We start from the raw sequence: 12,955 nt of genomic DNA, 5'->3' as shown, positions 1-12,955 counted from the left end.
TCCCCTGCCTTTGAACGCCGTATGGTATTCGCCGGTAAAGAGATTGGTAGTGAGCCTTTTGCTCCTGATCTCCAGCTCTTTTACTTTCTTTAGTATGTCTGCTACGCTTAAAGTGTTGTCTGCACCTGCAGCGCTAACGCGTTTTTTTGCTTTCATATTGGGGAGACTATCAGGTATCAGGTGTCAGCTATCAGGTGCGTAATTACTAATCATAAGCTGCATCCTCCTGTTTTCACTGCTCATTTTTCTCTTTTAATTTTTAGTTTATGGTTTTTAGTTTAATGTTGTATTTCTTCGGATTTCGTGCTTCAGGCTTCGGATTTGAAATTTGAAATTTATTTGTTTTTTGTGATTTGGTTCTTTGTATTCTCCCAATGCGGTCTGACCCTCCTTTGCCGGGTGCCGACCGCATTCCCCGGAGTTTATGGTTTTTAGTTTTTTATTTAATGTTGTATTTCTTCGAATTTCGTGCTTCAGGCTTCGGATTTAATTTGTCATGGTGAGCCTGCCCGCCGTGGCGGGGAACGAACCATCTATCTCATCCGCGGTCTGACCCTCCTTTGTCGGGTACCGACCGCCTCCATCGCTTCTCACGGCACATTTACCGCCCCTAATATTTCTTCAACCACAATTTCTGCATTAATGTTTTCAGCTTCCGCCTCATAGGTCAGCCCTATACGGTGGCGTATCACATCTTTGGCAATGTTTCTTACATCTTCGGGAATTACATACCCGCGCTTGCTTAAAAAAGCATGTGCTTTGGCCGCCAGCGCCAGGTTAATGGATGCCCTGGGTGAACCACCATACGCGATCAGCGGCTTTAACTTATCTAACCGGTATTGTGATGGATTGCGTGTGGCGAAAACAATATCGAGTATATAATTTTCTATCTTTTCATCCATGTATACCTCTCTCACCAAATCTCTTGCCTGTAATACTTCCAGTGTGCTCACCACCTGTTTTACATCGGGCATTTTGCTGCGGTTCAAATTTTGGCGAACAATAAGCAGTTCTTCTTCCCTGCCGGGATAATCTATGATCACTTTCAGCATAAAGCGGTCAACCTGTGCTTCCGGTAAGGGATAAGTGCCTTCCTGGTCAATGGGATTTTGCGTGGCCAGCACCAAAAAAGGCTCATCCAGTTTATAGGTAGATTCCCCGATGGTCACCTGCCTTTCCTGCATGGCTTCCAGCAGGGCGCTCTGCACCTTGGCAGGGGCCCGGTTGATCTCATCGGCCAAAATAAAATTGGCAAAAATGGGACCCTTGCGCACCACAAATTCATGCTTTTGCTGGTGATAGATCATGGTGCCAATTACGTCGGCAGGCAACAGGTCGGGCGTAAACTGTATGCGGCTGAATTTGGCATTCACCGCCTGGGACAGCGATTTTATAGAAAGCGTTTTGGCCAGTCCCGGCACGCCTTCCAGCAACACATGCCCATTGCTCAACAGCCCGATCAGCAGCCGGCTGACCATATATTGCTGGCCAACAATGATCTTAGCGATTTCGCTTTCCAAACGATCAACAAAGGAACCGGCCTCCTGTATCCTTTCATTCAACCGGCGGATATCTTCTGCAGTTTGTAACATAATGTATAAAGCGGATTTATATATAAGGCTTTAACCATCCGATCTCTAACGCAATGATACGTCTGAAGTTGCAAAGCCTTTGCCAAAAATCATCAAACAGGTCATTCCCTGTTCCTGGAATCCATTATTATGGTAACCGGTCCGTCGTTGATCAGCGCCACCTGCATATCGGCCCCAAAAATACCGGTCTGTATCTTTTTACCCAGGTCCTTTTCCAGTTGCACTATCATTTTTTTATACAGGGGCATTGCAAAATCTCCTTTACCGGCCCTGCTGTAGGAGGGCCGGTTACCTTTTTTGGTAGAAGCATGCAAAGTAAACTGGCTCACCAGCAGTATATCGCCGCCGGCATCTTTTATGCTTACGTTCATTACACCCTGCGCATCATTAAAAATACGCATATTCACCATCTTGGCGCTTAGCCATTCCAGGTCTTCCGTATTATCGGTATCGGCTATACCCAATAATACCAGCAACCCATTCTTAATAATGCCGGTTATTTTTCCTTCTGCTGTTACCGAAGCTTCCGAAACACGTTGTATTACTGCGCGCATGAATAATCATTTTGAACTGCTGCAAGTTAATGTGAAAACAAATTGGCGGAAAAAATCTAATTTTCGTGTACGATCCAATGCCCCTGGTGTATTTGAAACAGCTGACAAATAACCGGCAGGGTTCAGATAACGCAGCGTTATGCTGATGGTGAGATGATAGGCGTGAAACGTGAAATACTTATGTGTCCTTTCACTTCCGCGATGAGCTATGACATAATATAATTAACAACAGCAGCATGAACAAGATAGACGTTCATAAGGAAATAGTATTTAAAACTGCCAGGAGCGGCGGTAAAGGCGGTCAAAACGTAAACAAGGTGGAGACCATGGTGGAAGGATATTTTGATATTGACCGGTCGGGCCTGCTGGATGACGAACAGAAGCAATTGGTAAAGCAAAAGCTCAGCAATAAAATCAATGCCGAAGGACTATTGCTGGTGAAATCGCAGGCAGAGCGCACGCAGTTGGGGAATAAGCAACTGGTGGTAAAAAAAATGAACGGGCTCATTAACCAATCCTTAGTAAAGCCCCGTAAAAGAATTGCCGGCAAACCCAGCAAAGCCGCTAAGCAAAAGCGGTTGGACGAAAAGAAAATAAAGGCGCAAATAAAGGAAGGGAGGCGGAAGGTGAGACCGGAGGAGTGATAATAACGCCGGGTCCATTAAGAGGATGAAAGAAATTTAAAGCCTGCAACCACGTCAAACAATTCGGTATCTATGGCATCCTGCCGCGACTGGTGATAGCTCATTTGCAGCTTCTCACTGATCTCCTCAATATTGTTCTCAGCCCGTATCATAGCGTTCAGCCTGCTGGTATTTTCACTGCTCAAAGAAAAAGCGCAGGCCCTGTAAAAGGAGGTAAACAGGTATTCGCGGAAAAGCGTAGAAAATACCTCCGTATGATCTCCGATGATCTGCGGAAAATGGTTCGACGGCCATTGCACCTGTATGGCACGTGCACGCCATTCCTTCCCGATGGGTAGTATCTGCCTGCGCACCGGAGTGTAGCCTTCAAATTTGCCCGGTCTGTTAAAGAACGCATATATCCGGGCAATATGCTCTTTATCTTTTATGGTATCGAATGCCGACAATACATTCCCTACGAAAGCGGTGATGTTTTCGACTGAATGCGGTACCGGAAAAGTGATATCAACCGGTATGCCCTGGTCTTTCAAAATAAAACCCACACGATCGCCTATTGCCCAAAGCTTATAACGCTTTATATCTGCCGGCCGGCTCTGTTTAAAGAATTCAACGATCGTATTATTGAATGGACCTACCAGCCCCTGGTCAGAGCCGAAGAGCAAAAAAACAGCACTTCCTTCCTCCTGAATGCCACCAGGATATTGAGTTATACCTGCAGCAGGATGGTGACGGAGATAAGCATGCATACCGAGCAGCAATGTGCGGTAAAATGCGTCAAGCGCTTTGGTTGCCTGCTGGTACTCGCTTATTTTTGACGAGGCAATAGCTTTCATCATTTTTACCACTGATCCCAGGTCACCTGCCTGCTTAATCTTGCGCTGTATTTTTTCGGGGGAAACTTCCATATTCTGATCATTGTAGGCTATATTGAAATGTCAGTTGTTTTGTGTAAGAGAAATTTATCCAACACAAACCGTACCCGTTCCAGCAGCGCTTCCTCATCCTCAGCATTAAGGTCGCCCTGCTCAAACACCCGGGCAGTAAGGTTGCCGGGCAGGCTGTCCGCTGCTGTATACAGCTCATCCTGGGCTTCCTGCATGTTTTCCTCAGGGATTTTATCCATCAGATGATGTTTCAGCGCCAGCAATACCAATACCTGCGCACCTGCCGATAATGGATGGAGCTCGGATTGGATAAGGCTCAAACGAATGCGCCTGCCATGTTCCATCCGTTTCCTGGTATCCTCATCCAGGCGCGCACCAAACCGTGCAAAAGATTCCAGCTCTTCAAATTGCGCATAGGTGAGCTTCAGTGTTCCCGCCAGCTTCCGGAATACTTTCCACTGCGCTTTACCGCCAACCCTGGAAACCGACCTGCCAACATCCACTGCCGGCAGGATGCCCAGTCCGAATAATTTTGGAGACAGATATAATTGACCGTCGGTGATGGATATCAGGTTGGTTGGAATATAGGCCGACATGTTCTGCGCTTCCGTTTCCACAATAGGCAACGCCGTTAATGAGCCGCCACCGCGTTCATCGTTAAGATGTGTAGAACGTTCCAGCAAGCGGGAATGCAGGTAAAAGATATCCCCGGGGAAAGCTTCCCTTCCGGGCGGGCGCTGCAATAGTAACGACATTTCCCGGTAAGCACGCGCATGTTTGGTAAGATCATCATATACGATCAGCACATCTCTCCCTCTTTCCATAAAATATTCTGCAATGCTTGTTGCGGCGTATGGTGCTATGTACTGCAAACCTGCCGGGTCGTTGCCATCGGTAACCACCACCACCGTATAATTCATAGCCTCATGTTCTTCCAGCCGTGCGATGGTTTGTGCCACAGCAGCCGCCCGCTGACCGATCGCGCAATACACGCATATCACATCTTTGCCGCGCTGGTTGAGGATGGTATCGATACCAATAGCCGTTTTACCCGTCTGACGGTCGCCCAGGATCAGCTCACGTTGTCCGCGTCCGATCGGTATCATGGCATCCACCACCTTTATTCCGGTTTGCAGCGGCTTATTGATAGGTGCACGGTGCATTATTGCCGGTGCAGGCCGTTCAACCGGTAAACGTTCGGCATAGGCAATCGCGGCTTTCCCATCCACAGGATTTCCTATTGGATTGATAACACGTCCAAGCAATGCTTCTCCTACCGGCACGTCGAGCGTTCGGCCGGTTCGTTTCACATCATCACCCGCTTTCAGCAGCGCATCATCCCCGAGCAGCACTACGCCAACTTCATCCTCTTTCAGATCCATGGCGATACCATAAATATCAGAGGGAAATCTCACTAACTCCTGATATCCTACTCCGGGAAGCCCCGATATCCTCGCAATACCCGAATGGATGCTTTTTACCTCCCCGGTTTCACGCGGAGCGAGCGAAGCAGACAGGGTATTTACACTTTTGCGAAAAATCTCAAACACCCGGTCTACATTATCCTGAAGATTCGTTTCCTTTACCATAAAAGCAATATCAGAAAGCCGTGCTACACATCCTCCTGATTTAATTTTTCGTGAATGGACTGGTGATAGCTTGCGAAGTTCCAGTCAAGTGTATAGTCGTTGATCTGCAGTTCTATGCCGCAAACGAGGTCGCTCTTGACCCTGAACACCAGTTGAATATCTTTCAACCCGGTAGTTTTGTTCAGTACTTCGGCTATGCGTTGTTTGTACCGTAGCTGGAGCTCGAAAGCCGTACACACTACGATCCGGGCAGCATCTTTTTTATTGTGGTGTATGTAAGACTGCCAGGTTTCCTTTTCCGAAGTTTCCAGTTGCCGGAGAAACCCTTCAATGATAAATTCTTCAAGATCTTTTGAAGCCAGGTCTGAAAATACTTTTCGGGTAATGGCGAGCACTTCCTCCCGGGCCTTCCGGCCTATCCGTTTTTCAATCGCCTGTTGCTGGTCGTTAAAGGATTGCATCAGCCGCTGGCGAAGCGCTTCCGTTTCCTGCTTCACTTCTTCCATGCGTTGATCCCGTTCCATAAGCGCTTCTTCACGTGCAGCTGCGATCAGCGTGTTGCGCTCACTTTCAAGGCTTTCAATTTTTAGTTCATATTCACCTTTTATTTTTTCTGCTGCTGCACGTAAATTTTCTGCTGCCTGCACTTCTGCGGCAATTTTGTTTTTCCGGGCTTCGATGGCATTCAGCACGGGCCTATACAAAAAACGCCTCAGCAACAGCACCAGGATCAGAAAGTTGACGATCTGTGCAATAACGGTAAACCAGTCGATCAGCATAACAGCATCTGAATTTAGCCGCTTATAAAATGATTCCAGAAGGGATTGGCAAAGATCAGGATCATCGAAATAACAAAGCAATAAATCCCTGATGATTCTATCATGGCAAGCCCAACGAATAATGTCCTGGAAATATTAGACGAAGCATCGGGCTGCTGTGCAATGGAATTAAGCGCCGCAGCAACTGCCCTTCCTTCTCCCAGCGATGGCGCTATTACACCAATGCCGGTCGTAATGCCCGCAGTAACAATGGAGGCGATTGCAATTGATGATAATGGATCCATATTCGTTATTTATTAATGGTTAAAAATCTTGGTTATTGCTGCTGCTTGTTCCTGCCGCTGCGATGTACACCGCGGCAAGAACAGCGAAAATATACGCCTGTATTGTTCCTGTAAGAATACCAAAAAGATTCATAACAACAGGAAAGAAGAATGGCGTAAGTGTCAGCAGGATACTGGCAATCATCTCACCGCTCATGATATTTCCGAATAAACGGAAGGAGAGCGACAGTGTCCGGGATACTTCACCGATAATATTGAAAGGTATCATCACCGGGTTGGGTTTCGCATAACTCTTCAGGTATTTTTTTAACCCTATGCTTGCAATGTTATAAACGGGTACGGCAAGGAACACACAGATCGCCAGTGCTGCCGTCGTAGACAGCGAACCGGTGGGCGGGCGGTAACCCGGAAAAACAACGGACAGATTCGAGATCAGTATAAATAAAAACAACGTGCCGATCAGGCTGATATAGTGTGCTGGTTTCTTCAATCCCAGCTCTTCAATCTGCCCGTTGATCATCAATACAACCATCTCCAGCATCCCCTGTTTTCCGGTTACCGGCGCATCGGGCTTCATATTGCGCGTAATAAGCCATGATGCGAGCACCAGCACAGCCATAACCAACCAGGTCATGAGAATCGTGGCATTCAATGTAAAAGGCCCATAGCGCAGGTAAACAATTTGATCAGGAGTAATATTCATCGTTCAACAATTCATTGCTTCGTAAAAGGGGTAAGCGTCCGTTGCTTTTCCCTGGTGGCATAGGTAACGATCACTCTGGCAATGAGCAACCCCACCGCACAGATAACGATCCTTTGCCACTGGCCCGAACCTGCAAAATAAAATGTAATGATCACGATAACGCTACGCAGCAGGAAGCTGACCGCGAACAACAGCTGCGGCCGCTTCATGCTCATTCCTTTTTTAACCGTCATCCAAAGCCCGCCATAAAATAAAAAACCACTTGCCAGACCCGCTGTAAATGAGATCAGTATCATCCAGCTGTTCATGTATCTTGATTTTGATTTTCGTTGTCTTCAATAGAATCTGTTTCTTTTTTTATCCAGTTATATGCCACCAGGCACCCCAATAGCAGCCCCCCTATCAGCAGACTCAGCGTCCACGAAAAAGATTGCGGATACACACGGTCAAGCCAGATCCCCAGTGCGGTGCACGCCACGGTAGGAATTGCCACTGACCATCCTACCGCTCCCATTAATCCCAATCCCAGCCAAATGCTTCGTTTTGGCCGGCGGCGGGCCTCCAGCTTGCGCCGTTCTACACGTTCAACCGTTCTGCCGAAATCGGTTTTTTGCTGATTTTCCATCACTTCAGTCGGTAGCAAGTTTTTCAAAGTTGCGAATAAACCCGGTTTCCAGGTATGACATCACTCTGCGCGACTCCTGTTCCAGGTCATCCAGCTTACGGAACTTTTCATTGATGCTTTTATGTAACTCGCCGAGATCCGATCCGCCGATGGCATTCCGAACCACCAGTGAAATCGTTTTTCCGGCCTTCACGAGCAGGCCGCGGTCAACCGCAACATGATACTCTTTCCCATCAGCAGTAATATAAGTAAGCAAACCCGGTGCAACCGACGCCATACAATCAAGGCGCTGCGGAAGAAAACCATAGGCACCTGCCGTGGTTTCTACCTGCACATTCACCACGCCGCCCTTCTCCAGGAAGATGGCGTGAGGCAACAGTATTTTCAGTTGCAGTTCATCTGCCATGCTATTTGATTTTTATTTCGTCAATAGATCCGATCATATAAAAAGCGCTTTCGGGAACCTCCCTGAATTCATCGCGCAATATGCGCTCGCAACCGTTGAGCGCCTGTTCCAGGGAAACCACTTTGCCCGGTGTGCCGCTGAATTGCTCTGTGGTAAAAAAAGGCTGGGTAAGAAAACGTTCCAGCTTGCGTGCCCGGTTCACCAGGTTCACATCTTCAGGCGAAAGCTGCTCCATGCCGAGCATTGAAATAATATCCTTCAGCTCTTCATATTGCGCCAGTACCGACCGCACTTCGCGGGCCAATGAATAATGCCTTTCACCTACCACACTTCTCGCCATCATTCTTGAATTGGATTGAAGAAGATCAACAGCAGGATAAAGACCTTCGCCCGCCCGTTTCCGGGAGAGCACGATAGATGCTGAAAGATGTGAGAAGATATGTACTGCCGCGGGGTCAGTCATGTCATCAGCAGGAACATACACCGCCTGGATGGATGTTATGGCGCCGGTTTGGGTGTTGGCGATGCGCTCCTGTAGCTTGGCCAGCTCGGTGGCCATGGTGGGCTGATAGCCCAGCCTCGAGGGCATTCGTCCCAAAAGCCCGGAAACCTCCATACCTGCCTGCAAAAACCGGAATACATTATCAATAAGAAGCAATACATCGCGATTTTCCTCATCGCGGAAATATTCGGCAGCAGACAATGCTGCATTACCGATGCGGAAGCGTGCACCCGGCGGTTCATTCATTTGACCGAACAGCATAGCCATATCAGGCAACACGCCGGCTTCGTCCATCTCATGGTATAGCTCGTAACCCTCACGGCTACGTTCGCCTATACCGCAAAACAAGCTTACTCCCTTGTGTTTGCCTGCCATGTTGTGGATCATTTCAGTAAGCAATACCGTTTTCCCTACGCCTGCGCCGCCGAACAATCCTGCCTTACCTCCCCGTTCCAGTGGAGTGAGCAGATCTATCGCTTTGATACCTGTTTCAAAGATCTCGCTTTCTGTTGATAACCTGTTCAGGGGAGGCGGATCAGCATGAATGCTTCTGCGCGGGATACCCCCCGGTAGGGGAGTGCCGTCGATAGGTTCTCCAAAAACATTAAACATGTGCCCGAGCGTGGCTTCTCCCACGCATACGGTAAGCGGCTCTCCGGTATCGGTTACTGCAGCGCCTCTCGCCAGCGTATCAGTAGGAGTAAGCGCTATCCCACGGGCACGATCTTTATCTAACTGGTCCATTATCTCAACCGGTATGCTTCGGTTGCCGGTCTGTGCAAAAACCATGGTTTGAATAGCAGGAAGCGAATGGTGGAATTTTATATCTACCACACTTCCGCCTACAGCAATAACTTCGCCGTGAATTTCTTTATACATGTGAACTGGTTTAAGAGGCGTCGGGAACCGGGGTTGCCTTAAGTGCAATTCCCTTCATAAAGGAATACCCGAAAATTTATGTCTGTATGCTCATTTAAAGATACTCATATTTTGCACAGCAGAAGTTATAATCTTAATGAAAAGCCCATTTGTTTCGCTTCTTCCTGTATTATGATTTTTACAAAATACAACAACCCGTTTTCTTTCTCCCTTTTTAATATTATCTTTAAATACCCGGCATGAAAACATATTTAGCATATATCGCGGTATTCTGTATTGCCCTGTTTTCTGCTTGCCAGAAAGAATTGAAAAATGATGACGGTACGGGAAAGTCCTATACTGTACACATCGTATTCCAGCCTGTGGTGCAGGACCAGCCTTTGGCATTCAGCCAACCCTATACCAATGTTTTTGATGAAGATTATACCGTTACCGCTTTTAGATTTTATATCGGCGCTTTATCGCTTAAAAACAACAATACAGATGTGCCGGTAACCAGTGAAGTCAAGTACCGCCTCGTGGATGCTGCCATTGACAATACGCTTTCCTTTTCTGTTTCTACCGGCCAAAACACCTTCAATGGTCTTTCTTTTCAGATAGGAATAGACAGTTTAGACAATGTAAGCGGCGCTCAGAGCGGCGATCTCGACCCTGCCAGGGGTATGTTCTGGACGTGGAACAGCGGCTATATTATGGCCAAGCTTGAAGGGTCTTCTTCTTATTCTGCTGTTCCGGATGGTAACTTCACTTACCATATCGGTGGGTTTAGCGGTGAGAACAAAACCATGCGCTCCATTTCACTCTTTGCACCGCAAAACCGGAAGGTAACATTAAAGGATAACCGCACCGTAACCATCCTTGTTAATGCCGATATTGATAAATGGTTCCACGGGGCACATGCTTTACCCATTGCTTCCAATGCTTTTGTACACAGCCCCGGCGCGTTGGCCAAATTATATGCCGATAATTATGCTGCCCTATTCAGCATTGCTTCAATCACGGAAGAATGATGCAGCGCACAGCCATATCAATCCTTGTTGTTCTGCTTGCCGGTTTTTTATTCCTGGAGGCCTGTAAAAAGCAGGGCAACGCCAGCCCGGCGCTTATACCGCTGCAATTCACTGTTCCCGAGGGTTTCCCCGAGCCTGTTTATAAATTTGAAAACAACCCGCTTACACAACAGGGCTTTGAACTGGGGAAAAAACTGTTTTTTGACGGACGGCTTTCCAGAGACGGTAATTTTCCCTGCGCATCCTGCCATCAGCAGTTTGCCGCGTTTGCCACTTTTGATCATCCTTTTAGTCATGGTTTCAATAACCAGTTCACCACCCGCAATGCCCCCGGCCTGTTTAATGTAGCATGGATGAAGGAACTTCACTGGGATGGAGGCATCAACCATATAGAAGTGCAGCCGCTGGCGCCCATCGTTGCTGAAAATGAAATGGCGGAAACCATAGACAATGTCATCGCCAAACTAAAGGATGATGCCGCTTACAGGCAAATGTTCAAAACGGTTTTTGGCGATGAAGAGATCAATTCGCAAAGAATGCTCAAAGCACTAACACAGTTTGTTGCCATGCTGGTTTCGGCCGATTCCAAATACGATAAAGTAAAAAGAGGAACGGCTTCTTTTACGGAAGCCGAGGCAGCCGGCTACGGGGTTTTTCAGGCCAAATGCGCTGCCTGTCATGCGGAGCCATTGTTCACAGATAATTCATTCCGCAATACCGGACTTCCTGTAAATGATATATTAAAAGATATAGGACGTATGCATATTACCGGCAACCCCGCCGATTCGCTGAAGTTTAAAGTGCCCAGCCTCAGAAATGTATACGCCACTTTTCCCTACGGACACGATGGTCGCTTTTATTCGGTTGGCGCCGTTATAGACCATTACCGTTCGGCTGTAGTGAACGGGCCTACTACCGATCCGCTGGTAAAAGATAACATACCGGTCAGCGACTATGAAAAACTGGATCTGCTGGCTTTTTTACGTACACTTACCGACTCTGCGTTCATTAACAATAAAAACTTTGCAGCAGCCGAATAAAACACGGCAGATCCCCCCATTTATATATTCCCGGCCATAATTTAACCGATAACTTCCCGTACACAGCGGAGCAGGACGCCAACGTATATTGCTTTACGGCCACCACATTCTGCTTCGATCCCAAAAAAAAATTGCTTTTGCTGATTACATTTTGGGCTTTATGCCGATATAAGCCAAAGCGCCTTCATTCTGCATGAAAAGGCGCATTTTATGAAATTCCATCTGGCCTGGCAGCAAAAACGCCCTGAATCTTTTCTTACACCCGTCAAAAAAAAATTATGAGCACGCAAAATCCCGCAACTGTTCTCATCCGCTATATGGATGGACAAAAGAAAGGACAAACTGAAAAATTTACGGCAATCCCTACCCTCAACATTACCATCGGAAGGGGTAACGCCAACCTTATCGCCTTCGATCCGGCAAATGATATTGTTAGCCGGCAACATTGCGATATCCGCGTAAATCCGCATGTGCCGGATACCTATGAAATAACCGATCTGCGAAGCAAGAACGGCACCTATGTGAACGGGAATATTATCACGGAAACAACGGCACTCACAACCGGAGATACCATCCGGCTGGGCAAAGAAGGCCCCCTTTTAGAATTCAACCTGGACCCTGTACCCGCTTCCCACATCAAAAAAACGCGTGTATTGGATGCGACGGATATTTCATCTGGGGAAACAAAGTTGCACAACAGTGCTCCTACTACTGCTAACGGCACGCGGGCCAAAGAACCCATTGGTAAGCAAACGATGCTGCATATGATAGAGCAATCCGAAAGAAAGAGCCGTAAAGGCATTGTTGTTGCAGTTGCAGCATTGCTGATCCTTATGGGAACAGCCGGCTGGCTGATATACTCCAATCGCTCCACATCGCAGGTGATCCATATCGGCGCCAATACAGATTCTTCGGCGAGGGCGGGAGCGCTTTCTGCTGCCCAGATCAACAAAGCCAATGAAACCAAAGTGGTATCTATAGAACTGGGCTGGAAGCTGGAGCTGACCAATACCGGCGAGCAGCTCTACCATGTATACCTGCCGCAAAAAACACCGCAGGGCACTGTATATGCAGCAGCTTATGTTACCAACAACAGCGGTACGGCAGAACCCTGGCTCTCTACGCAAAGCGCAGCCCCGCAGGGCGCCGACTTGCGGCCCATAGGAGGCTTTGGCACGGGAACCGGCTTTGTGGTGGATGAACGCGGATTCATTATGACCAACCGCCATGTAGCAACGCCCTGGCTCACTTCCTACCAGTTTCCGCCCGATGCTTTCCCGGGACTGCTCGTTGGAATGAATGAGAAGGGAGAGCTTGCTGTAAACGAAAATGTACGCATCAGCCGGGAGCAGGTAAGCAATTGGGTGCCTGCAGAAGCCATGAACTACAACAGGCAACTGATCCAGTCGGGCGTTAAAATGATTGACGGCCGCTCTGCCTACCTGGATGTTACTTTTGCCAACA

The 12,955-nt window shown here is 47.8% G+C and carries 15 protein-coding genes; 4 read left to right on the top strand and 11 right to left on the bottom strand.

Going from position 1 to position 12,955, the window contains the following annotated elements; translation table 11 throughout:
* Positions 1-590 precede the first annotated feature (590 nt).
* Positions 591-1,592, bottom strand: a complete 1,002-nt coding sequence (locus PLH26_RS14685) for an AAA family ATPase (RefSeq protein ID WP_324586786.1) — start codon at positions 1,590-1,592, stop codon at positions 591-593.
* A 101-nt stretch (positions 1,593-1,693) separates the two neighbouring features.
* Positions 1,694-2,146 carry a D-aminoacyl-tRNA deacylase gene (gene dtd, locus PLH26_RS14680; RefSeq protein ID WP_324586785.1) on the bottom strand — a complete coding sequence of 151 codons (453 nt, stop codon included), beginning with the start codon at positions 2,144-2,146 and terminating at the stop codon, positions 1,694-1,696.
* A gap of 236 nt (positions 2,147-2,382) precedes the next feature.
* On the opposite strand from dtd, the gene arfB reads away from it, so the two are divergent.
* Positions 2,383-2,790: an alternative ribosome rescue aminoacyl-tRNA hydrolase ArfB gene (gene arfB / locus PLH26_RS14675; RefSeq protein ID WP_324586784.1), complete on the top strand. Its 408-nt coding sequence runs from the start codon at positions 2,383-2,385 to the stop codon at positions 2,788-2,790.
* Positions 2,791-2,807: 17 nt separating this feature from the next.
* Here the strand turns inward: arfB and PLH26_RS14670 are convergent, their stop codons facing one another.
* The 9 genes from PLH26_RS14670 to atpD are packed head-to-tail and all read right to left on the bottom strand — an operon-like array spanning position 2,808 to position 9,441.
* Positions 2,808-3,695: a F0F1 ATP synthase subunit gamma gene (locus PLH26_RS14670; protein ID WP_324586783.1), complete on the bottom strand. Its 888-nt coding sequence runs from the start codon at positions 3,693-3,695 to the stop codon at positions 2,808-2,810.
* Positions 3,696-3,712: 17 nt separating this feature from the next.
* The gene (locus tag PLH26_RS14665; protein WP_324586782.1) at positions 3,713-5,263 is read right to left on the bottom strand and encodes an alternate F1F0 ATPase, F1 subunit alpha; all 1,551 of its coding nucleotides are present in this window, start codon (positions 5,261-5,263) and stop codon (positions 3,713-3,715) included.
* A gap of 23 nt (positions 5,264-5,286) precedes the next feature.
* On the bottom strand, positions 5,287-6,042 hold the full coding sequence (locus tag PLH26_RS14660) for a F0F1 ATP synthase subunit delta (protein ID WP_324586781.1): 756 nt from the start codon (positions 6,040-6,042) through the stop codon (positions 5,287-5,289).
* Positions 6,043-6,056: 14 nt separating this feature from the next.
* On the bottom strand, positions 6,057-6,326 hold the full coding sequence (locus PLH26_RS14655) for a F0F1 ATP synthase subunit C (RefSeq protein WP_324586780.1): 270 nt from the start codon (positions 6,324-6,326) through the stop codon (positions 6,057-6,059).
* A 19-nt stretch (positions 6,327-6,345) separates the two neighbouring features.
* Positions 6,346-7,029: a F0F1 ATP synthase subunit A gene (locus PLH26_RS14650; RefSeq protein ID WP_324586779.1), complete on the bottom strand. Its 684-nt coding sequence runs from the start codon at positions 7,027-7,029 to the stop codon at positions 6,346-6,348.
* Positions 7,030-7,040: 11 nt separating this feature from the next.
* Entirely contained in the window at positions 7,041-7,337 is a 297-nt protein-coding gene (locus PLH26_RS14645; RefSeq protein ID WP_324586778.1) for an N-ATPase subunit AtpR, read from the bottom strand.
* Positions 7,334-7,681, bottom strand: a complete 348-nt coding sequence (locus tag PLH26_RS14640) for an AtpZ/AtpI family protein (protein ID WP_324586777.1) — start codon at positions 7,679-7,681, stop codon at positions 7,334-7,336. The genes PLH26_RS14645 and PLH26_RS14640 overlap by 4 nt, the downstream gene beginning before the upstream one ends.
* Positions 7,659-8,060, bottom strand: a complete 402-nt coding sequence (locus tag PLH26_RS14635) for a F0F1 ATP synthase subunit epsilon (RefSeq protein ID WP_324586776.1) — start codon at positions 8,058-8,060, stop codon at positions 7,659-7,661. Before PLH26_RS14635 ends, PLH26_RS14640 begins: the two co-directional genes overlap by 23 nt.
* A gap of 1 nt (position 8,061) precedes the next feature.
* Entirely contained in the window at positions 8,062-9,441 is a 1,380-nt protein-coding gene (gene atpD / locus PLH26_RS14630; RefSeq protein WP_324586775.1) for a F0F1 ATP synthase subunit beta, read from the bottom strand.
* Positions 9,442-9,680: 239 nt separating this feature from the next.
* Here atpD and PLH26_RS14625 point away from each other — a divergent pair, with 239 nt between their 5' ends.
* From PLH26_RS14625 to PLH26_RS14615, 3 genes are all read left to right on the top strand, one after another.
* Positions 9,681-10,451: an MbnP family protein gene (locus PLH26_RS14625; RefSeq protein ID WP_324586774.1), complete on the top strand. Its 771-nt coding sequence runs from the start codon at positions 9,681-9,683 to the stop codon at positions 10,449-10,451.
* A complete protein-coding gene (locus PLH26_RS14620; RefSeq protein ID WP_324586773.1) occupies positions 10,448-11,491 on the top strand; it encodes a cytochrome-c peroxidase in 1,044 nt (347 codons plus the stop codon). The genes PLH26_RS14625 and PLH26_RS14620 overlap by 4 nt, the downstream gene beginning before the upstream one ends.
* A 278-nt stretch (positions 11,492-11,769) precedes the next feature.
* On the top strand, positions 11,770-12,955 hold a 1,186-nt coding region (locus PLH26_RS14615), incomplete at its 3' end, for an FHA domain-containing protein (RefSeq protein ID WP_324586772.1).

Source organism: Agriterribacter sp. (assembly GCF_035444585.1).
Lineage (GTDB): Bacteria > Bacteroidota > Bacteroidia > Chitinophagales > Chitinophagaceae > Agriterribacter.
This window is presented reverse-complemented; position numbering and strand designations above follow the sequence as displayed.

What these genes read in the sequence shown, in the direction of transcription:
- PLH26_RS14685 (WP_324586786.1), bottom strand. Translation starts at nt 1,592, where the DNA reads ATGTTACAAACTGCAGAAGATATCCGCCGGTTGAATGAAAGGATACAG.
- dtd (WP_324586785.1), bottom strand. Translation starts at nt 2,146, where the DNA reads ATGCGCGCAGTAATACAACGTGTTTCGGAAGCTTCGGTAACAGCAGAA.
- atpD (WP_324586775.1), bottom strand. Translation starts at nt 9,441, where the DNA reads ATGTATAAAGAAATTCACGGCGAAGTTATTGCTGTAGGCGGAAGTGTG.
- PLH26_RS14655 (WP_324586780.1), bottom strand. Translation starts at nt 6,326, where the DNA reads ATGGATCCATTATCATCAATTGCAATCGCCTCCATTGTTACTGCGGGC.
- PLH26_RS14670 (WP_324586783.1), bottom strand. Translation starts at nt 3,695, where the DNA reads ATGGAAGTTTCCCCCGAAAAAATACAGCGCAAGATTAAGCAGGCAGGT.
- PLH26_RS14650 (WP_324586779.1), bottom strand. Translation starts at nt 7,029, where the DNA reads ATGAATATTACTCCTGATCAAATTGTTTACCTGCGCTATGGGCCTTTT.
- PLH26_RS14665 (WP_324586782.1), bottom strand. Translation starts at nt 5,263, where the DNA reads ATGGTAAAGGAAACGAATCTTCAGGATAATGTAGACCGGGTGTTTGAG.
- PLH26_RS14645 (WP_324586778.1), bottom strand. Translation starts at nt 7,337, where the DNA reads ATGAACAGCTGGATGATACTGATCTCATTTACAGCGGGTCTGGCAAGT.
- PLH26_RS14625 (WP_324586774.1), top strand. Translation starts at nt 9,681, where the DNA reads ATGAAAACATATTTAGCATATATCGCGGTATTCTGTATTGCCCTGTTT.
- PLH26_RS14620 (WP_324586773.1), top strand. Translation starts at nt 10,448, where the DNA reads ATGATGCAGCGCACAGCCATATCAATCCTTGTTGTTCTGCTTGCCGGT.
- PLH26_RS14635 (WP_324586776.1), bottom strand. Translation starts at nt 8,060, where the DNA reads ATGGCAGATGAACTGCAACTGAAAATACTGTTGCCTCACGCCATCTTC.
- PLH26_RS14660 (WP_324586781.1), bottom strand. Translation starts at nt 6,042, where the DNA reads ATGCTGATCGACTGGTTTACCGTTATTGCACAGATCGTCAACTTTCTG.
- arfB (WP_324586784.1), top strand. Translation starts at nt 2,383, where the DNA reads ATGAACAAGATAGACGTTCATAAGGAAATAGTATTTAAAACTGCCAGG.